The organism is Thiomonas delicata, from assembly GCF_900088825.1.
GTDB classification, from domain to species: Bacteria; Pseudomonadota; Gammaproteobacteria; order Burkholderiales; family Burkholderiaceae_C; genus Thiomonas_A; species Thiomonas_A delicata.
On record NZ_LT592170.1, the window covers coordinates 46,356 to 71,391 of the forward strand.

The following is a 25,036-nucleotide window of genomic DNA, read 5'->3' on the forward strand; positions in this document are numbered from 1 at the left end:
CGCAATGCAGCATTGCGGCTAAACTTGTCGATCTGCAGCCAGGCCGCGCCTTCGGCGCGCCATCTCGAGTTGCCCCCATGCCCGGCATCCTCATCATCGCCCACGCTCCCCTCGCCAGCGCCCTCCGGGACTGCGCGGAGCATGTCTACGCCGGCTGCCCAAGCCAGCTCGAAGCGCTGGACGTGCCCGCGGATGCCTCGCCCGAGAGCTTCCTGGCGCAGGCCCAGACGGCCCTGGCCCACGTCAGCGCCGACGGAACGGCTCTCGTGCTGGTGGACGCGGCCGGGGCCACGCCCTGCAACCTGGCACAGCGCCTGGCCCGCGCGCCTGCATCGGCCTGCGCCGTGCGCGTGGTTTCCGGCGTCAACCTGCCCATGCTGCTGCGCACCCTGTGCTACCAGAAGGAGCCGCTCGACGCCCTCACGGCCCGCGCCCTGGCAGGCGGCACGCGCGGCATCGCCGAACTCCACAACGACGAAGCACCCGATCCACCAACATGTTGAAACGCGAACTGCTCATCAGCAACAAACTGGGCCTGCATGCGCGCGCCTCCGCCAAGCTCACGAAGCTTGCCTCCGAATTCGTCAGCGACATCTGGCTGTCGCGAGGCTCGCGCCGCGTCAACGCCAAGAGCATCATGGGCGTGATGATGCTGGCCGCCGGCCCGGGCACCCGCATCGGGGTTGAAGCCGAGGGCGACGATGCAGAACAGGCGCTGGATCAGCTCGCCTTCCTGGTGGACAACAAGTTCGGCGAAGGCGAATAGCGTTTCGGCCCGAACCCGCGCGGTCGCAGCCGAGCCGAGGGCGCGCCTCGCCATGCCGAGTTGCCGCCCCCATGACACGATGCCGCCGGCGCAATATTCCGACACAATCGGGGCAAACACGCGCAAACTAGGCCGCGCATCATGCGCACATCCCCCTCGACGGGGCCCCACGGAGATCCGATCATGACCAAGTCACATGCTTCAACCCGCCCGCTTGCACAGCGCTTCGTTTCCGCAGGTGCGCTTGGCGCCCTCGCGCTGGGTTTGAGTCTCGCCGCCAGCACGTCGGCCCTGGCGCAGTCCGACGCGCCGCCGGCGGCTCCGGCTGCGGGAATGATGCAGCACGGCGGCCCGATGAACCACGACATGCGCTCCGGCGACATGGGCCATGGCCACATGCACCAAGGCATGGAGCGCATGATGGAACGGATGTTGGATCGCGTGCATGCGACGCCCGAACAGCGCACCCGCATTCGCGCCTTGCAGAAAAGCGCCTGGGAACACAATCGACCGCTGATGGAGCAAATGCACGGACTGAGACAGCAGAGCATGCAGCTGTTGTCCGCGTCCACGATCGACTTCGGCGCGCTGGAGAATCTGCGCAGCAAGCAGATGGCGATTGCCAATCAGCTCTCGCGCCAGATGACCCAGACCCAGTATGAAATCGCCCTGGTCCTGACCCCTGCGCAGCGCCAACAGGCCTACGCCATGATGCAAGAGCGCATGAAGCATCGCCTGGACCGCGACGGCCACGGCCCGATGGGGCACGGCATGGGCATGGACAAGGCCCCTGGCGATCAATAAGCGGCTGTGATCGCCGCATCGAAGCACGAGAACCCCGCCATGAACCAGCGCGTCCTGCTCGTCGAAGACGACGAGCGACTGGGGCGGATGGTGGATGACTACCTCGGCGCGGCGGGATGGAACGTCAGCCGCGTCGCGAGCATCGCGCAGGCGTATGCGGCGCTGAGCCTCGACGACGCCGTGGGCCATGGTCCCGGCTATGACGCCATGGTGCTCGACCTCATGCTGCCCGACGGCGACGGCCTGGATCTGTGCAAGCGTCTGCGCGGGACCGGCAGCGATCTGCCCGTCCTCATGCTCACCGCGCGCGGTGATCCGCTGGACCGCGTCGTCGGCCTCGAACTCGGCGCCGACGACTACCTGCCCAAGCCGTTCGAGCCGCGCGAACTCCTGGCCCGGCTGCGCGCGATCGTGCGCCGCCGCCAAGGAGCCGCAACGCCCACCCAGCTTCTACGCTTCGGGCGCCTCGAAGTCGACCCCGCGGCGCGCCAGGCACGGGTGGACGGGGAAGAACGCCCGCTGACCGGCTACCAGTTCGATCTGCTCCTGGCCCTGGCCAGACACCCCGGGCGCGTGCTGTCGCGCGACTTTCTCCTCGACGCGGTGAAAAGCAGCGATGCGCAAGACGTCTACGACCGCTCCATCGACGTGCACATCAGCCGCATCCGCGCCGCCCTGGAAGACGACCCGCGCCACCCGCGCCGCATCCTGACCCTGCGCGGCGCGGGCTACGTCTTTGCGCGCAGCCAGGACGGCACATGAGTTCCTCGCCCCCAGGGCCCCCGGCAACGCCGCCGCCCCTATCGGCACACGCGACCGTGGCGGCCCCGCAGCAAACCATCCCGGCGGATGACGTTGTGCGTTCGCCGCTGTGGGCGCGCCTAGGGTTGGCGCTGGCGTTGGCGCTGCTGCTGCAGGCCGTGGTCTCGGCCGTGGTCATCCACTGGCTGTTCTTCTCCGATCCCCAGCAACATGCCCTGCGGCGCGAAATGTTTCGGGCCATGATGCAAATGCAAGGCATCAGGCCTTCGCCGTGGCGCCACTTGCTGTTGTCCCCGCTGACCACCACCGTGCTCACCGCCCTCGTGGTCGGTGCCGTCACCTTCCCGCTGATGCAGCACCTGACGCGCCGCCTGCAACGCCTGCAACTCGGCGTGCAAGCGCTCGGCGACCTGGACCTCGGCGCGCGCGTGGCGGTCGAGGGGCGCGACGAAGTCGCCGCGCTCGCCGCGGCGTTCAACCAGGCGGCCGGGCGCATCGAAACCCTGGTCAACAGCCACAAATCCCTGCTGGCCTATACCTCGCACGAGCTGCGCACACCGCTTGCGCGCCTGCGCATGGCGCTGGAGACCCTGGGCCAGCCGCAGGCCGGCCCCACGCGCGACGCGGCTTTGCGCGAGGCGAGGCGCAATCTCGCCGAGTTGGACGAACTCATCGGCACCATCCTGCTCTACAGCCGGCTCGACGCTTCGGGACCGCGGGTTCTGAACGTGCGCGAGGTCGACGTGCTGGCGCTCGCCGCCGAGGAGGCTTCCCGCGAGAACGCCGAGGTCCAGGGGGACTGGGTCCGCCTGCTCGGGGACGAACGCCTGCTGCGGCATGCCATCCGCAACCTGCTGGACAACGCACGCAAGCACGCGCCCAACAGCCCGCCCGAGCTGACCGTGCAGAACACGCCGCAGGGCGTGCGCATCCGCGTGTGCGACCGGGGGCCGGGCGTGCCCGCAGCGGAAGCCGAACGCATCTTCGAGCCCTTCGTGCGCCTGCATGGCCGCGGCGACGGCAGTGGGCTTGGCCTGCCCCTGGTGCGCCGCATCGCGCGGCTGCACGGCGGAGACGTCCACTACGAACCGCATCCGGGAGGTGGCGCGTGTTTCGTGCTCGACGTGGCATCGCTCAATCCCGCTTCGCCCCAACGCGCATAAACGCCGGGAGGAAAAAGCGGGCGTCCGCCTCCGCGCCGGGAACAACCTCCCCCGGTTTCGCGACCACGGAGTTGCGCGCACGTCGCCCGCATGCCGACGCCGACGCCGAGGGCGCGCGCCGCATGCGCCGGGCCAAAGACGCGCGGGTCGAGAATACGCATGACGCCGACCCAATGCCACGCCCACCGCGACAGACCCCATTGACCCCCTCTACCATTGCACCCATGGCACTGCAAATCTTCGGCATTCCAGTCTCTCGCGGCGTCGCGGTCGGGCGCGCCGTGCTCATGTCCTCGGCGCGGCTGGACGTGGCGCACTACTTTGTCGATGCCGGCGACGAGGAACGTGAAGTCGACCGCCTGCGCGCGGCGCGCCAGGCGGTGCGCGCCGAACTCGACGCGCTGCAGGCCGAGCTGCCGGCCGATGCCCCCCCTGAGCTGTCCGCCTTCATCGACGTGCACAAGATGCTGCTCGACGACCCGCAGATCGGGCGCGAGACGGCCTCCTGGATCCGCAAGCGCCGCTACAACGCCGAGTGGGCGCTGACGGCCCAGCTCGAAGTGGTCGGGCGCAGCTTCGACGACATGGAGGACGCTTATCTGCGCGAGCGCAAGGCCGACGTCGAGCAGGTGGTCGAGCGCCTGCTGCGCGCGCTGCGCGGCACCGGCGGCCTGGCGCGCGGCATGGAAAGCGAGGAAGACCTGGTGCTGGTGGCGCACGACATCGCCCCGGCCGACATGATGCAGTTCAAGCAAGGCGTGTTCAGCGGCTTCGCCACCGATGTGGGCGGCAAGACCTCGCACACCGCCATCGTCGCGCGCAGCCTGGACATCCCGGCCGTGGTCGGCGCACGCGAGGCCAGCCGGCTGATCCGCCAGGACGACTGGGTCATCATCGACGGCGACAGCGGGCTGCTCATCGTCGACCCCTCTCCCATCATTCTCGAAGACTACCGGGTGCGCAAGCAGGAGTCGGAGCTTGGGCGCGAGCGCCTCAAGCGCCTGAAGAACACCCCTGCGCGCACCCTCGACGGGCAGATGGTGGAACTGCTGGCCAACATCGAACTGCCCGACGATTGCGAGTCGGCGCTCGACGCCGGCGCGGCGGGGATCGGCCTGTTCCGCACCGAGTTCCTGTTCATGAACCGCGCCCACCACCTCCCTGGCGAGGATGAACAATTTGAAGCCTACCGGCGCGTGGTGCAGGGCATGGGCGGGCGTCCGGTGACCATCCGCACCATCGACATCGGTGCCGACAAGCCGCTGGACGCCGTGGACGATTACCGCGACGGCGAGTTCACCCACCTCAACCCCGCGCTGGGCCTGAGGGCCATCCGCTACAGCCTGTCGGACCCCGCGATGTTCCGCGTCCAACTGCGCGCCTTGCTGCGCGCCGCGCGCTATGGGACGCTGCGCATCCTCATTCCGATGCTGGCGCACGCCGGGGAAATCCGCCAGACCTTCGCGCTGCTGGACACCGCGCGCGCGGAGCTCGCCGCCGCGGGCCAGGCCTATGGCCCTGCGGAGATCGGCGCCATGATCGAAGTCCCCGGCGCGGTGCTCATGCTGCCGCTGTTCCTCAAGTATTTCGACTTCGTCTCGGTCGGCACCAACGACCTCGTGCAGTACACCCTGGCCATCGACCGCGCCGACGAGAGCGTCGCCGCCCTCTACGACCCGCTGCATCCCGCTGTGCTCCAGCTGCTGGCGCAAACCATCGCCCAATCGCATGCGGCCGAGGCCTGGAAAGGCCGCCCGGTGCACGTGAGCGTATGTGGCGAAATGGCTGGGGATCCGAGTCTCACGCGTCTTTTGCTGGGCCTGGGACTGCGCAGCTTTTCCATGCATCCGGCCCAGATTCTCAGCGTCAAGCAGGAAATCCTGCGGGCCGACTGCGCCAGGCTCGCCCCGCTGGCCCAGGCCGTGCTGGCCGAGTACGAACCCGAGGGCCAGTTGCGCGCGCTGGCCGCGTTGACGGCCTAGCGCAGCAGGGCAGCACCAGCACGCCAGCGACCCACGGCATGACAGCGCCGCAACATCCCTCCGCCCGCGCGCCGCATCGGCCAGCCGATCCTGGGCGCCGTGGTCTGCTGCGCTGCGGCCTTTGCGGCTTTTCGCTGCTGCTTGGCATACCCGGTTCCGCGCGCGCCACGGAAGACGAATCGATCGCCCGCCTGCCGGCCCTTGGCGACGCCGCCCAAGGCGAGCTCTCGCCGGCCGTGGAAATGCGCCTGGGCCAGCGCATCATGGCCGACATGCGCAAGCAGCCCCAGTATCTGCACGACGTCGTGCTGCACGACTACCTGCAAGGGATCATCCAGCGCCTGACCCCGGCCGCCGACGCCGCGGCCGAGCCCGATGCGCCGCACCGCTTCGAGCTGTTCCTGCTGCGCGACGCCACCTTCAACGCCTTCGCCCTGCCCGGGGGCTTCATGGGCGTGCACACCGGCCTGGTGGAGGACGCGCGCGCCGAGGCGCAACTCGCCGCCGTGTTCGCCCACGAGCTTTCTCACATCACCCAGCGCCACATCGCGCAGCGCCTGGCGCGGGCCGGCGGCGACAACCTCCTGTCCATCGGCTCGCTGGTGCTGGCGATCCTGGCCGGCGCCTCGGGCAACGGCCAGGCCGCCGAGGGGCTGGCGCTGGGCGGGCAAGCCGCCGCGATGGACCGCGCCCTGCGCTTTTCGCGCAACAACGAACGCGACGCCGACCGCGTCGGAACCGGCATCCTGAGGGCGGCCGGCTATCCGCCGCAGGCCATGGCCAGCATGCTCGAGCGTCTGCAGAACATGTCCCGCCTCGACAACGCCGACGTCTATGCGTTTTTGCAGGACCACCCATTGACCAGCGAGCGCATCGCGGATGCCGAGGCTCGCGGCGGCAACCAGCCGCTTCCGCCCGATCATTCCCTGCGCTTCTGGCTGATGAATGCGCGCGCGCGCATGCTGACGTTCACGCATGCCGACGACCTGCGCCGACTGGCCGCGGAACTGGCCGACAAGCCTGCGGAATTCCCGGCGCAGCAGGCGGCCTGGGCCTACGGCCAGGCCTTGGCGCTTCAAGCCGTGGGCCAGAAGGACGCAGCCACGCTTGCCTTGCAGCGGGCCGATGCCGCCGCGGCCGGCTTCACGCCCAAGGACCGCCTGCCGCTCGACATCGAGCGCGGCGAGATGCTGCTGGCGGGACAGCAGGCCGCGCAGGCGCTTGCCCTGGCCCGCCAGTTGCGCCGAACCGATCCGGGCTCTCGCGCAGCGCTGCATCTGCAAGCCCGCGCCCTGCTCGCCATGCCGGACAAGCAAGCTGCGCGCGACTTCCTGCGCGAACAGACGGTCCTGCATCCCCACGATATCCAGATGTGGAAATGGCTGGCCCAGGCTTACAGCGAAACCGGCGAATTCGCCGCGCAGCACCGCGCCACCGGCGAGGCCTACGCGCTGGAGGGCAATATGGAAGGCGCCATCCTGCAGCTCAAGATCGCGCAGCGCACGCCTGGCGCCAATTATTTCGAAGCCTCGATCATCGACGCCCGTCTGCTCGCGCTGCAGCAGCAGTGGAAGCTGGACAAGCGGCTCGACAAACTCCTTCCCCAATGACCCCTCAACTCAGCCGACAAGTCGCCGCGCCGTCTGGCGCACTCACCGCCGCACGCGTGACCCAGGCCGCGCAAATTCTGCTTGCGCTGGCCCTGGCCCTGCCCTTCGTCTGGCCCGTCGACCCCGGCCCGAGCGCCAAGACCGGGACCATGCTGCTGGCCGCGACCCTCTGGAGCCTCGTGCTGATCGCCGCGGCCGCCACGGGCAGGCTGCCGCGCCTGGGCACGGCCGTGTGGGGCTTCGTCGCCCTTGCCGCGGTGATCGCCGCGCAAACGCTCGCGGGCCGGCTGGCTTATCCGGGCCAGGGTTGGATGGCCGTGCTGCTCCTGCTCGGTGCCGCCTTGGTGGCGGGCCTGGGCCTGGCCCTCTCGCGGCAAACGGGCTGGCTGCGCCTGGCTGCCGCGGCCTTGCTGGCGCAGGGCCTGGCCCAGGCTGCCATCGGCCTCGTACAGTTCGTGTTGTGGCAAAGCCCGGCACTCGGCCAATGGTTCAACGCGCACGCGCCCTGGTTCTATCAAATCGTCAGCTTCCCTGGCGACGGGCGCATCTACGGCAACCTGCGCCAGCCCAACCACTACGCCACCGCCGTGGCGCTGGGCCTGGCCGGCTTGGCCGGCTGGGCGCCGCGCCTGCGCCCGCGCACCGTATGGACCTTCTGCGCGATGCTGGCCTGGGCCCTGGTGGTGAGCGGCTCGCGCACCGGAACCGTACACGTGGTCGTGGTCGCGCTGCTGGTTCTGCTGGCGGTTCCCGGTGCCTGGCGCAGCGCCGCGTGGCGGCCGCTGCTGGCCGCCCCGCTCCTGTATGCGGCATGGTGGCTGGGGCTGCACGTGGCCGACCATCTGAAGTGGATCAGCTACCTCGACGCCGTGACGCGTCAGATCGACCAGCCGGTGAACGCCCGCGCCATCATCTGGCGCAACGCCTGGCAAGTGTTCCAGATGCATCCCGTCACCGGCTGGGGCTGGGGCCAGATCGGCTGGGGGCTGGAGCAGACGACGCTGGCCGGACGCCTGCACCCCCTGCCGCTGGACAACATCGACAACGCGCACGACCTCATCCTGCAATTGCTGGCCGAAACCGGCTTGGCCGGCACCCTGCCCGTCGTCATCGCCGCGCTGGCCTGGTTGTGGCAGATCGCGCAGCCCTGGCGCGCCGGCCTGGCTGGCGCGGCCCGGCGTATCGCCGCGCTGCCCGCGCTATTGGCGGTGGCCTTCATCGGCCTGCACAGCCTGGTGGAGTATCCGCTTTGGTATGTGTACTTCCTGCTCGTCTTCGCCTTCGTGCTGGGATGGTCGGAAGGCGCGACAGCCCCGGCCAAACAGGTGATCGCGCCGCGCCGAAGCCTCGCATTGCAACGTGGCGCCGGCATCGCCGCCGGCATCTTGGCGCTTTTGCTGACCGCCAAAGCCGCATTGGACTATGCCAGGACCGCCGAGATCTACAGCGGCGACGCGGAGCAAGGTCTGCTGGCGCGCCAGGTCGCCATGCATGACAACTGGTTTTTCGTGCCGCTGGCACAGTTCGCGCAGGCCGCCACGGTGCTGCCCGCTCCGGCAGCCGGCCGCGCGCAACTGCAGACCGATCTGGCCCTGCTCGACCGCTCGTCCCATGCCTGGGGCGACCCTGGCCTGCTGTCGCGCCGCATGATCGTGCTGCTGCGTTTGGGCGAAACGCAAAAGGCGCTGGATTTGGCGCGCTACACCGCGCACGCGTTCTGGCGCTACGCGCCGCAGACGGCCACCAGCTTCGGCGTTCTGGCCGCCGAAGCCGGGCTGCGAGGCGACCCGGACGTCGCCCGCATTCAGGCCATCCTGCGCAAAGCTCCGGTGTTGCGCAGAATCGTCGTCCCACGGCAATAGGCCATCGCGGCGATAGTGGCAATAGCGCGGGAAACAATGAATGGCGCGAGAAACGACACCCGGCACCGGCAAAGACTTGCGACACAACCGAGCTTGCACAGGCTCATGCCGCGGCGCAAAATCGCTCTGCCGCTGCCGGCTTTGCCGGTTCCCGGCGGCATCCATGCGCTGAGCATGCCCCCAACGGAGACTCCCCTTGCTTGCTGTCCGCCTGCGCCATTTATTGGCCGACCCATCGTTCCGCGAAGGTGCCCGCGACATGAGCGCCGTGGGCCTGGGCGTAAGCGCATGGGGGCTGGTGACCGGTGTGGCCATGGTCAAGTCGGGTCTGAACGTCTGGCTGGCGCTTGCCATCAGCCTCACGGTTTACGCCGGCAGCGCCCAGCTGGCCGCCCTGCCTTTGATCGCCGCCGGCGCGCCTTTGCTTCTGGTGTTCGGCGCGGCCTTTTGCGTCAACCTGCGTTTCGTCGTGTTCAGCGCGCAAATGCGCCCTTATCTCGAACGCCTGAGCCTGTTCAAACGGATGGCGTACGGTTATCTGATTGGCGACGTGAATCTGGTGATGATGCTGCGCCGCCATCCCGTCGCCGACGGCTCGCTTGAGCAGACCCGCTACTTCCTTGGCGGCGGGATGGCCAATTGGGCCTTTTGGCAAATTCCCTCGATCAGCGGCATTTTTCTGGCCAAATTGTTTCCCGATTCCTGGGGGGTCGGTTTTGCGGGCACCCTGGCGCTGTTGGCCATCGTGCTGGGCCTCATGGCCAATCGCGCCGTGGCCGGGGTCATCGTGATGGCCTCGGCGCTGAGCACCACCTTGTTCTGGCTGCCGCTCAAACTCAACCTGGTACTGGCCATCGCGCTGGCCCTGCTGGTGGGCATGAGTTGGGATGCCTGGAGCCAGCGCCGCACCGGGCTTGCGCTCTAGCCTGTCGAAACACGCCATGAACCTCATCACCGAAATGGCCCTGGTCGTGGGCCTCACCGCCGTGACCGTCGTCACGCGCTCCCTGTTCCTGCTGCCGCGCCGGGCGTGGGATTTGCCGTCGCGCCTACGCCTGGCCTTGCGTTATGCGCCGGCAGCGGCATTGGCCGCCGTGGTGGCGCCGGAATTGCTGCTGGCAACGGATCTGGGGCCTTCGTGGATCAAGCTCGGCGCCGCGGGGGTCGCGAGCGGCTACTACATGTGGCGCCGCGGCATCCTCGGCACCATCGTCAGCGGCATGCTGGCCTACTGGGCGCTGCTCGGGCTACAGACCTGGTTGGGCTGAACCTCACTCCCAGGCGGGAGTGACCAAAAGCGGCGTGGCCTGTAGCTCGGGATTCTGGCAAATCGCCCAACGATTCTTGCCGCCCCGCTTGGCGACATACATCGCGTCATCGGCGCGCTGCAGCAGATCGAAGTTGTTGCTCGCATGCTGCGGCACCATGGCCACGCCGACACTGGCCGTGACGAGAACCTGCGCGTGCGTATTTTCGGACGCCTTGCGCACGGCATGCACCAGTTTTTCGGCCAGACGCTCGGCGTCGCGTTCGCTGCGCAGCAGACCCACCACCACGAATTCGTCCCCGCCGAGGCGTCCGACCACGTCATCGCCGCGCACGCTGGCGGCGAGGGCCTGCGCGACATGCTTGAGCAAGCGGTCGCCCTCGTGGTGGCCAAGACGGTCGTTCACCGGCTTGAAGCCATCCAGATCGACGAAACACACGGCGAGCAATTCACCAGGCTGGCGCCGCTCGAGCGCGGCATCCAGGCGCTGCATGATGGCGCGGCGACTGAGCACACCGGTCAGCGCGTCGTATTCGGCCTCGCGCAGCAAACGCGCCTGGCGCCGGACCTGATCCGAGACGTCGCGCACGAAGCACAGCAGCGACACCATCGAGCCCGCCGGATCGCGCAGCGCGGAAAGCGTCCATTCGGTCCAGATGTTCTGGCCGTCGGGTCGCTGGTGCGGGCGTTGCACCACCGTCGATTGCAGTTCGCCGGCCCGGATGCTTTGCAGGACACCCTGCCAGCCAGCAAGTTCGTCGAGCGACACGCCACGGTCCAGGCAGGCCAGTCCCAGGCTTTGCTCGCTGGAATAGCCCAGCAGAGCTTCTGCGGCCGGCGACCAACGCGTCACGCGCAAATCGCCGTCGGTCTCCACCACCCCCCAGGGCGCATTGCGCATGTGCTGCTCGAGCATCCAGTTGGAACGGCGCAGCGCCTCGGCCAGCACCACATCGTTGTGAATGTCGAAAGCGATGGTGTAGACGGCCACGATCTCGCCCTGCGCCGTGCGCTCGGGAAACACCTGCACGCGCCCCCACCGCGGCGGATGCAGATGGGTCAGAAGACGCTCGTAGTCAGCAACCTGGCCGTTGAAGGCTTGCGCAAAAGCGTCGCGGGCTCGGGCCCATGCATCCGGTCCGAAGAGTTCGGCCAAGGTGTAGCCCAGCAAATCCTGCGCGCTGCGCTTGGCCCAGCGCAGATAGGGAGGATTGCAAAAGGTCAGGCGTGCCTGGCGATCCCAGCGGCCGATCGGCAGGTCCACGGCCTCCAGCAATCGCTGGACGGCGGCAGAATCGGCCATATCCTCGGAACGAAAGGCGTCGGACATGCCCTGGCTCAGCGACGGGCACATCGTGTCACGCCCCACGGGATGCGCCCTCGCGCCCCGGCCTGTGATGATGCTCTGCAATATGGCATCCCATCGTTCCCCCTCGCCCCGTCCCGGGCGTGTCCTGTATTTTTGATCTTGTGCGTGCCGTCAAAGCATACGTCTAGATTGGGACACCTTGACGCGAAACTGACGCGATCAGGACCTACACTGCTGCACACTTGTTCACGTTTCTGCCATTTTTCTAGGTTTCAGCGCCGCAAACCAGGTTTTTCCTCCCTCGCCTATCCACGCAGACCTTCCCATGACCCGTGCAACAAAAATCGTGGCCACGATCGGCCCAGCCAGTTCATCCGCCGACGTTCTTGAACGCATCATCCGCGCCGGTGTGGATGTCGTGCGGCTGAACTTCTCCCATGGCAAAGCGCAGGACCACATCGACCGCGCCCAGCTCGTGCGTGAAACCGCCGCGCGCTGCGGCCGCGAGGTCGCCATCATGGCCGACCTGCAAGGGCCGAAAATCCGCGTCGGAAAATTCGCCCAAGGCAAGATCGAACTCAAGCAGGGCAAGCAATTCACGCTCGATGCCAACTGCGAACTGGGTAACGAGGATATCGCCGGCCTCGACTACAAGGATCTGCCGCGCGACGTCAAACCCGGCGACCGCCTGCTGCTCAACGACGGCCTGATCGTGCTGGCGGTCGAGGCCGTGGAAGGTTCCAAGATCGTCACCTCGGTGGTGATCGGGGGCGAGCTGTCGAACAACAAGGGCATCAACAAGCAGGGCGGCGGCCTGACGGCTCCCGCGCTCACCGCCAAGGATATGGAGGACATCCGCACGGCCATGGCCTTCCAGGCCGATTTCCTGGCCGTGTCCTTCCCCAAGAATGCCACCGACATGGAACTGGCCCGGCAACTGGCCTATGTCGCCGGCGAGCCCTACGGGCACAGGCCCTCGCTGATTGCGAAGATCGAACGCGCCGAGGCCATTCCGGCGCTGGCCGAAATCCTCCAAGCCTCGGATGGCATCATGGTGGCGCGCGGCGACCTCGCCGTCGAAGTCGGCAACGCCGCCGTGCCCGCATTGCAAAAACGCATGATCCGCATGGCGCGCGACATGGACCGCGTGGTCATCACGGCCACCCAGATGATGGAGTCGATGATCACCAACGCGGTCCCCACCCGGGCTGAGGTTTCCGACGTGGCCAACGCGGTCCTCGACGGCACCGATGCAGTGATGCTCTCGGCCGAAACCGCGGCCGGGAAATACCCCGTCGAAACGGTGGAGGCCATGGCCAGCATCTGTATGGAAGCCGAACTGTTCGAGGAAATGAAGCTCGAGCATGACTTCGTCGACAAGTCCTTCACGCGTATCGATCAGTCCATCGCCATGGCCGCGCTGTTCACCGCGCATCACCTCGGTTGCAAGGCCATCGTTGCGCTCACGGAGTCCGGCTCGACGGCGCTTTGGATGAGTCGGCACCGCGTGCGTATGCCGATCTATGCGCTATCCCCGCAGATCAGCTCGGTGCGGCGCATGACCCTCTACCGCAATGTGCGCCCGGTGCATATGCAGTTCTCCAGCGACCGCGACGAGGCCCTGAAGCAGGCCGAAATCATGCTTGTGAAAAGCCACGCCTTGGTTGCCGGCGACAGTTATGCCATCACTTGCGGCGAACCCATCGGCACTGCGGGAGGCACCAATATGCTCAAGGTGATGCGCGTGGCCCGTTGATCTCGGGAACGCCCCTTCGCAGAAGGGGGCGGGCAGTTGCGGCCGGACCCGGCCGCAGCGCCTCTGCAAGCCTGGGCTTCAGGCCGGCAAGACTTGCAAGCGTGTGCCGCCCGTCAACTCGATCACATCGCCCGACGACAGCACCGCAGGCACCAGACCCAGAGCCGCGCCATTGATGCGCACGCGCTGTTCGCCCTCGATCTGGCTGAGTTCATAGCCGCGCGGATTGCGCTGGATGTTCACCACCATCACCCCATGCTGGCCGAAAGTGGTTTGCGGCTTGCTCAGGACCAACTCCGTCCCCGCAGCCGACCCGCTGACCACGCGGATCTTGAACGCCGGCAAATTGGATGCGTCATGGTGCTGCGTCTGGCTGAAGCTGGACGTGGTGTCCCCGCCCCGCGAATTACGAAAACCCGAGGCGCCGCCTGCGGAATTGCCAAACCCCGTGGGGCCGAAGCGGGAATTGCCGAAACGCGACCCGGAAAAGGCCGACTGCCGCGAATCCAGCAGCAGGCGCAAGGTGTACTTGCCGATGTCGAGGGAATCGCCCTCGTTGAAAACCGAACGCTTGATGGGTTTGCCGTTGATGTAAGAGCCGTTGGTGCTGCCCAGGTCCTGCACAACGTAGCCCTCGCCCTCGCGCAATAGCACGGCGTGCTCGCCGCTGACGGCGAGGTTGTCGATCACCACGTCGTTGTGCGGGCGTCTGCCAAGGGTGATGCGATCCTTGTTCAGAACCACTTCCTTGAGAACCTTATCGTCGAGAAAGATGACCAGTTTGGCCATGGCGATCCACCTTGTCTGTCAAGAAATTGTTCGCGATGTGAATCGGGAGTCGCGTCGGATTGGGGAGTATCGGTATCTTATTCGCGCGAATCCGGGTGTACGAGCACGATAATGACCGAAATATTATCGCGCCCGCCGGCCAGATTCGCCTCTTGCACCAAACGGCGCGCCGCAGCCGCAGGCGCGCCCTCATAATCGTTCAGGATGGTTTGAATGCTGTTGTCGGACAGCATATCGCTCAGCCCGTCCGAGCACAGAAGAATTTGGTCACCCGTCAGAACCGGATGCATGCCGAGTTCGGGCTCCAGCGCCAAATCCACCCCCAGGGCGCGCGTCACCAGATTCTTCACGGCTTTGGCGCTCTCCTCTTCGCCGCGCACCAAGCCCATGTCGATCTGCTCTTGCAACAGCGAATGATCCTTGGTGATTTGGGCAAGGCGACGCTGGCGCAGCAGATAGGCGCGCGAATCCCCGGCGTGCCCCAGAACCACGACATTGCCGGTAAACGCCGCCGCCACCAAAGTCGTCCCCATGCCCGAGTAGCGCAGGTCCTGCTTGGCCGACCGGTAGATCTGGCTGTTGACTCGCAGGATGGACTCGCGCATGGCGTTCGACAAATCCATGGCGCTGATGCGCGGATATTCGGCTTTCATGCGGCTCAGATCGGCATTGATCTGTGCCGCGGCGACCCCGCTGGCCACTTCGCCCGCCGCGTAGCCCCCCATGCCGTCGGCCAGGACCGCCACGCCCGCCATGGGGTCGCAGGCAATCGCATCCTCGTTGTGTTCGCGCACCCGGCCCATGTCTGTGCAACTGGCCATTTCAAGGCGCGTGGCATAGGGTTTCGACGCAGCAAGGGAAGCCATCGTGCCTGCTCTCTGTTAATCGGTCGAAGCAAGCCGGCGGTGCCTGCTGCGTATCCATTGTCCGATGCCCCAAACCAGCATGGCGCCCGCTGCGCCGGCGAGCATGCCCGCCCGCTGGCCCCAACTCTGGGCATGCACCCAGGATTCGGCGGCCGGATCCGTGACGACCAGACCGCCGGCGATCCAGCCCAGCAGCATAGCGCCCAGTGTGATGATGACGGGATAACGCGTCATCAGCCCGATGACCATCTGGCTGCCCCAGACAATGATGGGCACGCTCAACACCAAGCCGAAAATCACGAGAATCAAGCTATGGTCGGCCCCGGCATTCTGCGCCGCGCCGGCAATGGCGATCACGTTGTCCAGGCTCATGACTAAGTCGGCGACGATCACGGTCTTGACCGCAGCCCATAACTTGTCGGCCGCCTGCACGCTGCCATGCCCCCCTTCCGGCTCATCGTCCGGTTGCATCAGCTTGACACCGATCCACAGCAACAACACTGCGCCGATGATTTTCAAGAAGGGCAACTTGAGCAGGCTGAGCGCAAAAAAGATCAGCACCACGCGCAAGGCCACCGCGCCGATCGTGCCCCAGAAGATGGCCTTGCGCCGCTGCAGCGGCGGCAACTTTCTGCTGGCCAGCGCGATGACCACGGCGTTGTCACCGCCGAGCAGGATGTCGATCAGAACGATCTGGCCCAGTGCGGCCCAGAAAACGGGGGTGAGAAAGGACTCCAACGGCAAGGGAAGACTCCACTCGATGCGCAACGCGGCAACAACCGCAACGAGGTGCAGCATAACGGGAGGCCGGCAAAAAAGCTGCCCTCGTCAAACGCAACGGCCCCCGCTCGACTCCCTGTGGCGTGATTCAGACGACGCTTGCCGCCGGCTCCGGCACGAAACTCTCTTCAGCCCAATTTTTTCTGGATGAGTTTGCCCATTTCGGAGGGGTTTCGGGTGACGGTGAAGCCGCAGGCGTGCATGACCTCGAGCTTGGCCTCGGCGGTGTCGGCGCCGCCCGAGATGAGGGCGCCGGCATGGCCCATGCGCTTGCCCGGCGGGGCGGTGACGCCGGCGATGAAGCCCACGATGGGCTTGGTCATGTGCTCCTTGGCCCAGCGCGCCGCCTCGGCCTCGTCGGGGCCGCCGATCTCGCCGATCATGATCACCCCGTCGGTGTCGGGGTCGTCGTTGAACAGCTTGAGCACGTCGATGTGCTTGAGGCCGTTGATGGGGTCGCCGCCGATGCCCACCGCGCTGCTTTGCCCCAGCCCCAGCTCGGTGACCTGGCCCACCGCCTCGTAGGTCAGCGTGCCCGAGCGCGAGACGATGCCGATGCGCCCCTTGCGGTGGATGTGCCCGGGCATGATGCCGATCTTGATTTCCCCGGGCGTGATCAGCCCCGGGCAGTTCGGCCCCAGCAGCAGGGTCTTCTTGCCGCCGGCGGCCTCCTTGGCGCGCATCCTGGCGCGCACTTCCATCATGTCGCGCACCGGAATGCCCTCGGTGATGCAGATGACCAGGTCCAGGTCGGCCTGCACCGCCTCCCAGATCGCCGCGGCCGCGCCGGGGGGCGGCACGTAGATGACGGAGACGGTGGCCCCGGTGGCCGCACGGGCTTCGGCCACGCTGGCGTGGATGGGGATGCCCTCGAAGTCCTCCCCGGCCTTCTTGGGGTTGACCCCGGCGACGAAGGCGGCGCGCCCGTGGGCGTAGTCGCGGCACATGCGGGTGTGGAACTGGCCGGTCTTGCCGGTGATGCCCTGGGTGATGACTTTGGTGTGCTGGTCGATGAGGATGGACATACAAGCCTTTCGTCGCAAAGTTTCAGTCGCTGCGCTCCTGCGATACTTTGCGCCGGCTTGGCCAGCGCAAAAAGCTTGGGGCGGCCCTGCGCTTTTTGCGAATGATGTGGATGAGGGGTCAAAGACTGCGGAGGGGATGTGGGCTCAGGCCGCGGCGGTGACGACTTTCTGGGCGGCTTCGGCCAGGGTCTCGGCGCTGATGATGGGCAGCCCGGAGTCGGCCAGCATGCGCTTGCCCAGGTCTTCGTTGGTGCCTTTCATGCGCACCACCAGGGGCACGTTCAGGGCCACGGCCCGGCTGGCGGCGATGAGCCCCTCGGCGATGACGTCGCAGCGCATGATGCCGCCGAAGATGTTGACCAGGATGGCTTTGACCTGGGGGTTGTGCAGCATGATCTTGAACGCGGCGGTGACCTTCTCGGCGGTGGCGCCGCCGCCGACGTCGAGGAAGTTGGCGGGCTCGCCGCCGAACAGCTTGATGGTGTCCATGGTGGCCATGGCCAGGCCGGCGCCGTTGACCAGGCAGGCGATGTTGCCGTCGAGCTGGATGTACGACAGGTCGTGCTTGGAGGCTTCGATCTCGGCGGGGTCTTCTTCGTCGAGGTCGCGCAGGGCCACGAGCTCGGGGTGGCGGAACAGGGCGTTGTCGTCGAAGTTGAACTTGGCGTCCAGCGCCTTGACGCTGCCGTCGCCTTGCACGATGAGGGGGTTGATCTCGGCCAGCGAGGCGTCGTTGTCCCAGAAGGCGCGGTACAGCCCTTGCAGGGCGGCGGCGCCCTGGGCCCGGCTGGCCTCGGGCAGGCCGATCTTGGCGCACAGGGCCAGCGCGTCGGCCTCGGGCAGCCCGCCCAGGGGGTCGACCCAGACTTTGTGGATCTTCTCGGGGGTGTGGGCGGCCACGTCTTCGATGTCCATGCCGCCTTCGCTGGAGGCCATGACGACCACGCATTGCGCGGCGCGGTCGATCACCAGCCCGGCGTAGTACTCCTGGCGAATGTCGGCGCCTTCTTCGATGAGCAGCCGCCGCACGGTCTGCCCGCCGGGGCCGGTCTGGTGCGTCACCAGTTGCATGCCAAGCATCTGCCCGGCCAGCGTGCGCACCTCGTCCACCGAGCGCGCCAGCTTGACGCCCCCGCCCTTGCCGCGCCCGCCCGCATGAATCTGCGCCTTGACCACCCACACCGGCCCGCCCAGCTCTCGCGCCGCGTGCTCCGCCTCGTCCACCGTGTACGCCGCCTCCCCGCGCGGTACAGGAACCCCTCGCTCTCGCAAAAGCGCCTTGCCTTGGTATTCGTGAATCTTCATGGTGTCGTCTCTCCGGTCACTATGGGAATAAGGCCGCTGCGTAGCGGATCAAGTCGATTCGAATTGGGGTTGCGTTTGCGTCGCGGCGCCTGAGTTCGCTTGCGCCGGCGGCTTCGCCCAGCGCGGGTAATAGCGCATGACGGCGGGGCCATCGAGGCGCAAAGCATGGCAACGATCGAGCTGGAAAGGCTGCTGCTCGTCGCTCGCCTGCGGGCGTATCACTTCGCCGGCAAAAGCCTGGATGGCGGCAGTCGGCAGCACGCGCGTGAGTTCGGTGATGTGGGTGCAAGCCAGAACGCCATGCAGCCGCTGCTTGACGGCATGGCTAAAACCACGCAGCAGGTTCAGGCCGATCAGGCTGCGGTACGCCTCGCCATAGTCTTCGCAATACCCGGGATAGGGCGCGGCCAGGGTCCGGGCGCTGGCATCGACCACGTTGAATTCGGTATCGATGGTCAGCCGCAGGAGCATGCTGTGGATGGGCTGGCCGGCACGGCGCGGGCCGGTGGCGAGTTCGAACTCGCGGGTCTTGGTGTCTTCGAGCGTGGCGTCGAGATCCCATAGCAGGCCATCGTGATGCGCGAAGACCTGCACGTCAATGGCCCGCCGATGTACCAGACGGCGGCCAGGTGGGTTCTTGTCGATCATGGAAGAACCTGAAATTGGAACCCCGGCGTGTGGGGTATCGGTCAGGGGCACGGGAATTGATGCGGCGCAAAAAACAGAGTTTAGCAGCGCATCGGCGCCCGACGAATGGATCGGATCAAACCGAGGTGTGATCGTCCGGATCGTCGCCTGGATCGAAGTCGGCCTGCGCGCCCCCGCGCTGCTTCATCGCCTGCCGCACCACGTCGGATGAAAAACCGCGGGCCTGCAAAAAACGCTGCTGCCGGGCGCGTTCCTGGGCGTTCGACGGCGCTGCGGGATGGCGCTTGCACAAGATACGCAACGCGCGCGCCACGTCGTCCGCCTGCCGCGCGATCAGCGGTGCGATGACCTCGGCAGTCAGCCCATGCGTCCGCAACTCCTGCTCGATGCGCTGGCTGCCGTACTTGACCTGGCGCCTGCGCACCAGGGACTCTGCAAAACGTCGCTCATCGAGCAGGCCCAGGGCCTGCAGTTCGTCCAGCAATATGCCGAGCGCGGTGGCGTCGGGCGGCTCCTGGCCCGGCTTTCTCACGCGCGAGAGCTTGCGCTCCAGTTCGGCGCGGCTGTGCTCGCGCAAGGCCAGCAAGCGCAGGGCGCGTGCCTTCAGGCTGGGCGTTGTCGTTTGCATGTGCACCCGCCCGAGATGCGCTGCCTCGCCCCCGCATCGTCGTGCGAGGGGCGCCGGGGGCTGGCGCGCGGGCTCATTCGGTGGTTGCAGCGGCCAGTGTTTGCTGGATCCCCGGCACTCCGAGCTGCTCGCGCACGGCATTCTCGATTTCAGTGGCGATGGCCGGATTCTCCTTCAGGAACTCCCGGGCGTTGTCCTTGCCCTGGCCGATTTTCTCGCCCTTGTAGGCATACCAGGCGCCGGACTTGTCCACCACCTTGGCGGCCACGCCAAGGTCGATGATCTCGCCTTCGCGTGAGATGCCCTCGCCGTAGAGAATGTCGAATTCGGCCTGTTTGAACGGCGGCGCCACCTTGTTCTTCACCACCTTGACCTTGGTCTCCGAACCGATGACCTCCTCGCCCTTCTTGATGGCGCCGATGCGGCGGATGTCCAGGCGCACGGAAGCGTAGAACTTGAGCGCGTTGCCGCCGGTGGTGGTTTCGGGGTTGCCGAACATGACGCCGATTTTCATGCGGATCTGGTTGATGAAAATCACCATCGTGTTGGTGCGCTTGATGCTCCCTGTGAGCTTGCGCAGCGCCTGGCTCATCAGCCGGGCCTGCAGGCCCGGCAGGGCGTCGCCCATTTCGCCCTCGATTTCAGCCTTCGGCGTCAGTGCCGCGACCGAGTCGACGACGACCAGGTCGACCGAACCGGAGCGCACCAGCGCATCGACGATTTCCAGCGCCTGCTCGCCGGTATCGGGCTGGGAGATCAGGAGGTCCTGCAGATTGACGCCCAGTTTTTGCGCATATTGCGAGTCCAGCGCATGCTCGGCGTCGATGAAGGCGCAGACGCCGCCGAGCTTTTGCATCTCGGCAATGACCTGCAGGGTCAGCGTGGTCTTGCCCGACGATTCGGGACCATAAATCTCCACCACCCGCCCGCGCGGCAGGCCGCCGACGCCGAGCGCGATGTCCAAGCCCAGCGAGCCGGTGGACACGACCTGGATGTCCTCCACCACCTCGCCCTCGCCCAGGCGCATGATCGAACCCTTGCCGAACTGTTTTTCGATTTGCGACAGCGCTGCCGCCAGCGCCTTGGCTTTTTCTGCATTCACCATGGTTTTGCCCTGTTCCATTTGTCCAGCCCCGTCTGTTTGGAGATGGGTCGCAATTTATCACAGCTGTATATAAAAAAGGGGTATCCACTTAGCTCCAGTGACGCTTGGATGCTGGATAAATACCCAGTACATGCATTCTATGGCCGTCACCCAAACATTCAAGCCTTTCGCACCACATCGCGGTAGGTCACCGGTGCAGTGGCGACGGCTTGTTGCAGCAACCGGTAGAACAACAGGCCCCGCGAGTTGGACGTGCGGCGGTTGAAACGGAACACGAACTCGTCCAGATAGGCATCCAGGTGTTCGGGCTGCACCGAGCCATGGTGGGTGCCCAGAATCCAGCGTTGCACCAGAGCGGCCACCCGATGCACTCCTGCCATCGAGACATGGGCGGGGACATCGGAGCCCAGCATGACCGTGCGCTGATGGATGAAGCCCAACTCCGTCAACGACCGATAGGCGGCCGAGCCGTCCGTGCGCACCTGTGCGCCTGGCTCGATGACCTCCTGCACGAACGGCATCACACACGAGGCGCAATCGTTGGCAATGCGGCGCAGGCGGATGCGGCCAAACCCCTTGGGCTCCAGCATCTCCACTGCCATCACCACCAGCACCTTGCTCGTGCTGCTCTTGCGCCCTTTGGGAGAGATGGGGGCTTGTCTGTCCGTGATGGACAGGTAGGTCTCGTCAACTTCGACCAACCCCCTGAGTTGCTCGCGGCCCGGGCGAACCATGGCACGACGCAGTCGGTGCAGCATGGTCCACGCGGTCTGGTAGCTGCCCAGCCCCAGCACGCGCTGCAACCCCAAAGCGCTCACACCTTGCTTCTGGTTGGTCAGGTACCAGGCCGCAGCCAGCCACACGCGCAGTGGCGTGCGGGTCTTGTCGAAGATGGTGCCGGCGGTCACCGAACTCTGGTGCTGGCAGCTCGGGCACATCAGCCGGCCACGCGTGGCGCGATAGGCCTGCCCAGCGCAGCCGCAGCGTGGGCAAACAAATCCGCTGGACCAGCGCAATCGTTCCAGGTACGTCAGACACGCCTCTTCGGTGCCAAACCAGTCGAGGAACTCGTTCCAGGTCTGTGGGTAGTCTTTTCCGGGCGTTGGCGCTAAAGTCTGGATATCCATCCAGCTATTCTGCCTTCACTGGAGCTAAGTGGATACCCCTTATATAAAAACAGCCATGGAAAAAGCTTGCCGCATAAAAAAAGGGGCTTGCGCCCCACGTCAATGATGCGGAGCCGCCGATCGACGGCGGGCTGCGCGCCGGCAATGCTCAGAAACTGTAGCCCACGGCGAGCGTGTACACGATGGGATGGAAATTGATGTGCGTCTTGGACTGCGACGTGATGAGCGATGGGTTGGACGGGGAATACGAGGTGGTCGTCAGATCGCTTTGCACATCCGCCACGGCGATGGTTCCCACCACGGCCCAGCGCGCGTCGATGTGGTAGATCAAGCCCGCATGCGCTGCCGCGCCCCAGGAATCCGACAGGCTGATGTCGGTCGGGCCGAGGTGGCTGGTGAGGGAACTCAAGGCCTTGGTGTTGGTGAACCGCGTGTAGTTGATCCCCAGCCCGACGAACGGATACCACTTCGCGTCATGGCCCCAAAAGTGATAGTTGATGAAGGCCGTGGGCGAAACGGCGTCAACGTCGGTGATGCCGGTGCCGGGCTGGATGCCGAGCTTGGCCCAGTTGGCCCCCATCGCATCGGTGCGCACGCGCGGCGGATAGCCCAGCGCCAGCTCGAAGCTCCACGGCCCCGGCAGGTCGCGCACATAGGTCAGTCCCAGCGTCGCGGCATTGCCCACGTTCAGGTTCAGGCCCGGCGGCGTGTTGTAGCCGGACAGGTCGGGCAGGCTCGAATGGTTTTGCATATAGGCCACGCCAACGTAAACGGTGTTGGGCGTGGACCCATCTGCGTAAGCCACCGGCCCTGCCAGCCCCAGGGCCGCAGCGAGCGGCGCGACACGCCAGATCTTGCGCAGAAATGTAGTCATGAGAGGTCTCCTTGTCGTTGTGTGTCGGCGCGCGTCACTGCGCCCAGCCGAAGCCCTTCATGGCCTGCAGGGTTGCGTTGGCGATGACCTGATAGCCGGCGGGTGTGGGGTGGACCGAGTCGGCGAACAGCCAGCTTCCGAGGTTGGCGGTACTCGCCCCAGCCGCGGCGAAGGGCGTATTCACATTGCAGAGCAAGGAGCTGGTCGTGGCCGGATCGCACCACGGTGTCGTCACGTTCGTGAAGCCGAATTGCGCGGGATTCGCCATCTCCTGATTGAGCAGGCTGTAGCCATCGAGCACCTTCACCGGCTGGCCCTGCAGATCGTTGAGCAGGCGCTGGTTGAACAGCTGGACCAAATTGGAAAGCAGGTAACAGGGCTGGGATGGGTCCAGGTTGTTGCACACATAGCCGGCAGGCGGCGCGGCGGGCGGCGTGGCGCCGGTATAGGGCAAGCCGCGGCCGAAGGGTGTCAGCGACGAATCCGGCAAGGTATAGACCAGGACGTACTTGCCGCCCTTGGCCAGAATGCTCTGCACTACGCCGGCAAGCTGGTCGGCCGCCAGCCCGACGGCAGCCTGCGCCTGGGCCACGGCCGTGGCTTGCGGCACGCCCTGGGCGAGCTGGGCGCTGACCGTGCCCAGCGCGGTGAAGATATCGTTGTTGCCGGCCAGCACCGTGACCAGTTGGCCGCTGTTGAAGGTGGTGAACTGGGTCAGGTAATTCTGCACCTGCTGCGTCACGGGGATGGTCATCGCGCCGCCGCTATGGCCGATGCCATTGGGGTTGCTGACCATCGAGCCGCCCTGGGCGAAACCAAAGCAATTCGACTGCACACCAAAAGGACAGTACACGGGCGATGTACTCGGAGCAGGCGCCGTTGACGGGTTGAAATAGTTCCCTGCGTAACCAATCACGTTTGGCGTGATCGGCAACTGCAAAGCTGACGACAAATCACCAATCCAGTTGCCGGTAGACGCGCCATTGACGGTGAACTGCCCGCCACCAGCGTAAGGCGTTGGTGGCGACCAAGTAGGAATATTGCTGTTGTACTGCGGCGAGGCCGGATTGCCGTAGACACTATATGCAGCCAGGGTGTAACTCCCTATATCCGACAAGCTGTCGCCGAAAGACACCACGGCCTTGAATCCGCCCGAAGGTGGCGCGGTCGGTGCCGTGCTTTGTGCGTTGACGCTGCTGACCGTGGCCAGCGTGGGCGCGCTGGGGTTGCCCCCGCCCCCGCAACCCGCCAGCAACACAGCGCTGGCCAGTGCCAGCGCAGACCCATGGATGTATCGCATGCCTCTGTCTCCAAATCTGTAGGGAATGGTCTGCGCGGCGTTGACATGAGCCCGGCAGTTTGACGGGGTCGCGGCAAAAATAGAACGACCGTTCGTGCAAAGCCTAAACCTGTTTCAAGCCCTCCCGCAAGCTCGATAAACCCCTGACTTGCCAAGTTCATGGAATTTTTGCAACAAATAGTTTCCACGCGATGTATTTTGGGCGCCCGCCGCGCGGCATCCCCTCCGCCGGATCAGCGCGAACCGGCTGCCGCGCGTCGCAGGCGATCGTGCACCGCGTCCCAGGCAAAGCCCTCGGGCGGAATTTCGGCCCAGATCTCGGCCAGCCCCTGCGCGTCGAGATCGCGCAGGGCCGCGTACAGGCCATGGGCATAGCCCGCCGCATCGGCGGGCAGCGCAAGCCAGACCGCCCGGGCATTGGCCGCCGGCTGCGCGCGGGGTGCCAGCACACCTACCCGTCGCGCCGCCGGCCAATCGGCATCGACAGCGGCGGCGCAGCGCAGCAGCAAACGGGTCGCGGGCGCGTAGTGCGAAGCCAGCGCCCCCGGCACACGAGGAACCGCGTGCGCCGCGCCATCGTCAGACACGTCGCCCCCGCCCCTGGTTTCATCCGGCGACTCGGCCGACCGATCTGCTGCCAGCCCGCGTTGAAGCTGCTCGGGCCTGCAGCCGAGAACCGCCGCGATCTCCGCCGCGCCCAGCCCGCCGGGACGCAGGATGCGCGGCAAGCCGGTGGCGCCGAGATGGGAGCAATCGACGATGGTGCTCTCGACCCCCACCGAGCAGGGGCCGCCGTCCAACACCAAAGCCACGGCATCCCCGAGTTCGGCGCGCACGTGCGCGGCCGTGGTCGGGCTGATGCGCCCGAAGCGGTTGGCCGAAGGCGCGGCCAAGCCGCCCTGCCCGCCCTTGAACAGGGCCAGCACGACCTGCGCCACCGGGTGATCGGGGCAGCGCAGCGCGATGGTGTCCTGGCCTGCGGCGCACGCCTCGGCCATGCCGGGGCGGCGCGGCAGCACCAGGGTCAACGCGCCGGGCCAGAAGGCCTCGATCAGCTTGCGCGCGACGTCCGGCAACGCGGCGGCCCAGCGCAAGGGGTCGGCATTGCGGTGCAGATGGACGATGACGGGGTGATCCGGCGGGCGGCCCTTGGCGGCGTAGATCTTGGCCACCGCCCGCGGGTTGTCGGCGTCCGCGGCCAGGCCGTACACGGTTTCGGTCGGCAGACCGACGAGTTCCCCAGCCTCCAGCAGGCGCGCCGCCTGCACGATCTCGTCCGGAGACACCGGCGCCTGCGTGACCCGCATG

General features: G+C 66.4%; 24 protein-coding genes. 11 read left to right on the forward strand and 13 right to left on the reverse strand.

Going from position 1 to position 25,036, the window contains the following annotated elements; genetic code table 11:
• The first annotated feature begins 77 nt into the window (after nt 1–77).
• The 10 genes from THIARS_RS00305 to THIARS_RS00350 all read left to right on the forward strand — a co-directional run bounded on the left by THIARS_RS00305 (nt 78) and on the right by THIARS_RS00350 (nt 10,217).
• Nucleotides 78–503, forward strand: coding sequence for a PTS sugar transporter subunit IIA (locus THIARS_RS00305; protein WP_094158992.1), 426 nt, complete (start codon nt 78–80; stop codon nt 501–503).
• Nucleotides 497–766 (forward strand): HPr family phosphocarrier protein, encoded by a 270-nt coding sequence (locus THIARS_RS00310; protein ID WP_094158993.1) that lies wholly within the window; start codon nt 497–499, stop codon nt 764–766. The genes THIARS_RS00305 and THIARS_RS00310 overlap by 7 nt, the downstream gene beginning before the upstream one ends.
• 183 nt (nt 767–949) lie before the next feature.
• On the forward strand, nt 950–1,570 hold the full coding sequence (locus THIARS_RS00315) for a Spy/CpxP family protein refolding chaperone (RefSeq protein WP_094158994.1): 621 nt from the start codon (nt 950–952) through the stop codon (nt 1,568–1,570).
• A gap of 39 nt (nt 1,571–1,609) precedes the next feature.
• Nucleotides 1,610–2,332, forward strand: coding sequence for a winged helix-turn-helix domain-containing protein (locus THIARS_RS00320; RefSeq protein ID WP_094160528.1), 723 nt, complete (start codon nt 1,610–1,612; stop codon nt 2,330–2,332).
• Complete coding sequence (locus tag THIARS_RS00325) at nt 2,329–3,495, forward strand: sensor histidine kinase (protein ID WP_094158995.1); 1,167 nt, start codon at nt 2,329–2,331, stop codon at nt 3,493–3,495. The genes THIARS_RS00320 and THIARS_RS00325 overlap by 4 nt, the downstream gene beginning before the upstream one ends.
• 224 nt (nt 3,496–3,719) lie before the next feature.
• Entirely contained in the window at nt 3,720–5,477 is a 1,758-nt protein-coding gene (ptsP, locus tag THIARS_RS00330; protein ID WP_094158996.1) for a phosphoenolpyruvate--protein phosphotransferase, read from the forward strand.
• Nucleotides 5,478–5,515: 38 nt separating this feature from the next.
• The gene (locus THIARS_RS00335) at nt 5,516–7,087 is read left to right on the forward strand and encodes a M48 family metalloprotease (protein ID WP_094158997.1); all 1,572 of its coding nucleotides are present in this window, start codon (nt 5,516–5,518) and stop codon (nt 7,085–7,087) included.
• On the forward strand, nt 7,084–8,949 hold the full coding sequence (locus THIARS_RS00340) for a PglL family O-oligosaccharyltransferase (protein ID WP_094158998.1): 1,866 nt from the start codon (nt 7,084–7,086) through the stop codon (nt 8,947–8,949). The genes THIARS_RS00335 and THIARS_RS00340 overlap by 4 nt, the downstream gene beginning before the upstream one ends.
• Before the next feature lie 196 nt (nt 8,950–9,145).
• Nucleotides 9,146–9,874 (forward strand): AzlC family ABC transporter permease, encoded by a 729-nt coding sequence (locus THIARS_RS00345; RefSeq protein ID WP_245845407.1) that lies wholly within the window; start codon nt 9,146–9,148, stop codon nt 9,872–9,874.
• A gap of 16 nt (nt 9,875–9,890) precedes the next feature.
• On the forward strand, nt 9,891–10,217 hold the full coding sequence (locus THIARS_RS00350; protein ID WP_094158999.1) for an AzlD domain-containing protein: 327 nt from the start codon (nt 9,891–9,893) through the stop codon (nt 10,215–10,217).
• A gap of 3 nt (nt 10,218–10,220) precedes the next feature.
• Here the strand turns inward: THIARS_RS00350 and THIARS_RS00355 are convergent, their stop codons facing one another.
• Nucleotides 10,221–11,546 (reverse strand): sensor domain-containing diguanylate cyclase, encoded by a 1,326-nt coding sequence (locus THIARS_RS00355; RefSeq protein WP_245845408.1) that lies wholly within the window; start codon nt 11,544–11,546, stop codon nt 10,221–10,223.
• 304 nt (nt 11,547–11,850) lie between these two features.
• Here THIARS_RS00355 and pyk point away from each other — a divergent pair, with 304 nt between their 5' ends.
• Nucleotides 11,851–13,281 carry a pyruvate kinase gene (gene pyk, locus THIARS_RS00360; protein WP_094159001.1) on the forward strand — a complete coding sequence of 477 codons (1,431 nt, stop codon included), beginning with the start codon at nt 11,851–11,853 and terminating at the stop codon, nt 13,279–13,281.
• Between the two features lie 78 nt (nt 13,282–13,359).
• Here the strand turns inward: pyk and THIARS_RS00365 are convergent, their stop codons facing one another.
• The 12 genes from THIARS_RS00365 to THIARS_RS00420 all read right to left on the reverse strand — a co-directional run bounded on the left by THIARS_RS00365 (nt 13,360) and on the right by THIARS_RS00420 (nt 25,035).
• Complete coding sequence (locus THIARS_RS00365; protein ID WP_094159002.1) at nt 13,360–14,070, reverse strand: FHA domain-containing protein; 711 nt, start codon at nt 14,068–14,070, stop codon at nt 13,360–13,362.
• Between the two features lie 77 nt (nt 14,071–14,147).
• Nucleotides 14,148–14,936: a Stp1/IreP family PP2C-type Ser/Thr phosphatase gene (locus THIARS_RS00370; RefSeq protein ID WP_094159003.1), complete on the reverse strand. Its 789-nt coding sequence runs from the start codon at nt 14,934–14,936 to the stop codon at nt 14,148–14,150.
• Between the two features lie 15 nt (nt 14,937–14,951).
• A complete protein-coding gene (locus THIARS_RS00375; RefSeq protein WP_094160530.1) occupies nt 14,952–15,674 on the reverse strand; it encodes a TerC family protein in 723 nt (240 codons plus the stop codon).
• A 170-nt stretch (nt 15,675–15,844) separates the two neighbouring features.
• A complete protein-coding gene (gene sucD, locus THIARS_RS00380; RefSeq protein WP_094159004.1) occupies nt 15,845–16,741 on the reverse strand; it encodes a succinate--CoA ligase subunit alpha in 897 nt (298 codons plus the stop codon).
• Between the two features lie 144 nt (nt 16,742–16,885).
• Nucleotides 16,886–18,046 (reverse strand): ADP-forming succinate--CoA ligase subunit beta, encoded by a 1,161-nt coding sequence (sucC, locus tag THIARS_RS00385; protein WP_094159005.1) that lies wholly within the window; start codon nt 18,044–18,046, stop codon nt 16,886–16,888.
• A 48-nt stretch (nt 18,047–18,094) separates the two neighbouring features.
• Nucleotides 18,095–18,694, reverse strand: coding sequence for a DUF2889 domain-containing protein (locus THIARS_RS00390; RefSeq protein WP_094159006.1), 600 nt, complete (start codon nt 18,692–18,694; stop codon nt 18,095–18,097).
• A 115-nt stretch (nt 18,695–18,809) separates the two neighbouring features.
• On the reverse strand, nt 18,810–19,322 hold the full coding sequence (locus THIARS_RS00395) for a regulatory protein RecX (protein ID WP_094159007.1): 513 nt from the start codon (nt 19,320–19,322) through the stop codon (nt 18,810–18,812).
• A 73-nt stretch (nt 19,323–19,395) separates the two neighbouring features.
• Entirely contained in the window at nt 19,396–20,445 is a 1,050-nt protein-coding gene (gene recA / locus THIARS_RS00400) for a recombinase RecA (protein ID WP_094159008.1), read from the reverse strand.
• Between the two features lie 140 nt (nt 20,446–20,585).
• Nucleotides 20,586–21,554, reverse strand: coding sequence for an IS1595 family transposase (locus THIARS_RS00405; RefSeq protein ID WP_094159009.1), 969 nt, complete (start codon nt 21,552–21,554; stop codon nt 20,586–20,588).
• A gap of 148 nt (nt 21,555–21,702) precedes the next feature.
• Nucleotides 21,703–22,428 (reverse strand): OmpW/AlkL family protein, encoded by a 726-nt coding sequence (locus THIARS_RS00410; RefSeq protein WP_094159010.1) that lies wholly within the window; start codon nt 22,426–22,428, stop codon nt 21,703–21,705.
• Between the two features lie 34 nt (nt 22,429–22,462).
• A complete protein-coding gene (locus tag THIARS_RS00415; RefSeq protein ID WP_094159011.1) occupies nt 22,463–23,728 on the reverse strand; it encodes an SGNH/GDSL hydrolase family protein in 1,266 nt (421 codons plus the stop codon).
• Nucleotides 23,729–23,961: 233 nt separating this feature from the next.
• On the reverse strand, nt 23,962–25,035 hold the full coding sequence (locus THIARS_RS00420; protein ID WP_094159012.1) for an L-threonylcarbamoyladenylate synthase: 1,074 nt from the start codon (nt 25,033–25,035) through the stop codon (nt 23,962–23,964).
• Nucleotide 25,036 lies beyond the last annotated feature (1 nt).

Bases quoted from the DNA above. Each gene is read 5' to 3' on its own strand.
- THIARS_RS00305 (WP_094158992.1), top strand. From the start codon at position 78: ATGCCCGGCATCCTCATCATCGCCCACGCTCCCCTCGCCAGCGCCCTC.
- THIARS_RS00340 (WP_094158998.1), top strand. From the start codon at position 7,084: ATGACCCCTCAACTCAGCCGACAAGTCGCCGCGCCGTCTGGCGCACTC.
- THIARS_RS00415 (WP_094159011.1), bottom strand. From the start codon at position 23,728: ATGCGATACATCCATGGGTCTGCGCTGGCACTGGCCAGCGCTGTGTTG.
- pyk (WP_094159001.1), top strand. From the start codon at position 11,851: ATGACCCGTGCAACAAAAATCGTGGCCACGATCGGCCCAGCCAGTTCA.
- THIARS_RS00420 (WP_094159012.1), bottom strand. From the start codon at position 25,035: ATGCGGGTCACGCAGGCGCCGGTGTCTCCGGACGAGATCGTGCAGGCG.
- sucC (WP_094159005.1), bottom strand. From the start codon at position 18,046: ATGAAGATTCACGAATACCAAGGCAAGGCGCTTTTGCGAGAGCGAGGG.
- ptsP (WP_094158996.1), top strand. From the start codon at position 3,720: ATGGCACTGCAAATCTTCGGCATTCCAGTCTCTCGCGGCGTCGCGGTC.
- THIARS_RS00370 (WP_094159003.1), bottom strand. From the start codon at position 14,936: ATGGCTTCCCTTGCTGCGTCGAAACCCTATGCCACGCGCCTTGAAATG.
- THIARS_RS00320 (WP_094160528.1), top strand. From the start codon at position 1,610: ATGAACCAGCGCGTCCTGCTCGTCGAAGACGACGAGCGACTGGGGCGG.
- THIARS_RS00335 (WP_094158997.1), top strand. From the start codon at position 5,516: ATGACAGCGCCGCAACATCCCTCCGCCCGCGCGCCGCATCGGCCAGCC.
- THIARS_RS00390 (WP_094159006.1), bottom strand. From the start codon at position 18,694: ATGATCGACAAGAACCCACCTGGCCGCCGTCTGGTACATCGGCGGGCC.
- THIARS_RS00350 (WP_094158999.1), top strand. From the start codon at position 9,891: ATGAACCTCATCACCGAAATGGCCCTGGTCGTGGGCCTCACCGCCGTG.
- THIARS_RS00325 (WP_094158995.1), top strand. From the start codon at position 2,329: ATGAGTTCCTCGCCCCCAGGGCCCCCGGCAACGCCGCCGCCCCTATCG.
- recA (WP_094159008.1), bottom strand. From the start codon at position 20,445: ATGGAACAGGGCAAAACCATGGTGAATGCAGAAAAAGCCAAGGCGCTG.
- THIARS_RS00410 (WP_094159010.1), bottom strand. From the start codon at position 22,428: ATGACTACATTTCTGCGCAAGATCTGGCGTGTCGCGCCGCTCGCTGCG.
- THIARS_RS00405 (WP_094159009.1), bottom strand. From the start codon at position 21,554: ATGGATATCCAGACTTTAGCGCCAACGCCCGGAAAAGACTACCCACAG.
- THIARS_RS00395 (WP_094159007.1), bottom strand. From the start codon at position 19,322: ATGCAAACGACAACGCCCAGCCTGAAGGCACGCGCCCTGCGCTTGCTG.
- THIARS_RS00310 (WP_094158993.1), top strand. From the start codon at position 497: ATGTTGAAACGCGAACTGCTCATCAGCAACAAACTGGGCCTGCATGCG.
- sucD (WP_094159004.1), bottom strand. From the start codon at position 16,741: ATGTCCATCCTCATCGACCAGCACACCAAAGTCATCACCCAGGGCATC.
- THIARS_RS00315 (WP_094158994.1), top strand. From the start codon at position 950: ATGACCAAGTCACATGCTTCAACCCGCCCGCTTGCACAGCGCTTCGTT.
- THIARS_RS00355 (WP_245845408.1), bottom strand. From the start codon at position 11,546: ATGTCCGACGCCTTTCGTTCCGAGGATATGGCCGATTCTGCCGCCGTC.
- THIARS_RS00365 (WP_094159002.1), bottom strand. From the start codon at position 14,070: ATGGCCAAACTGGTCATCTTTCTCGACGATAAGGTTCTCAAGGAAGTG.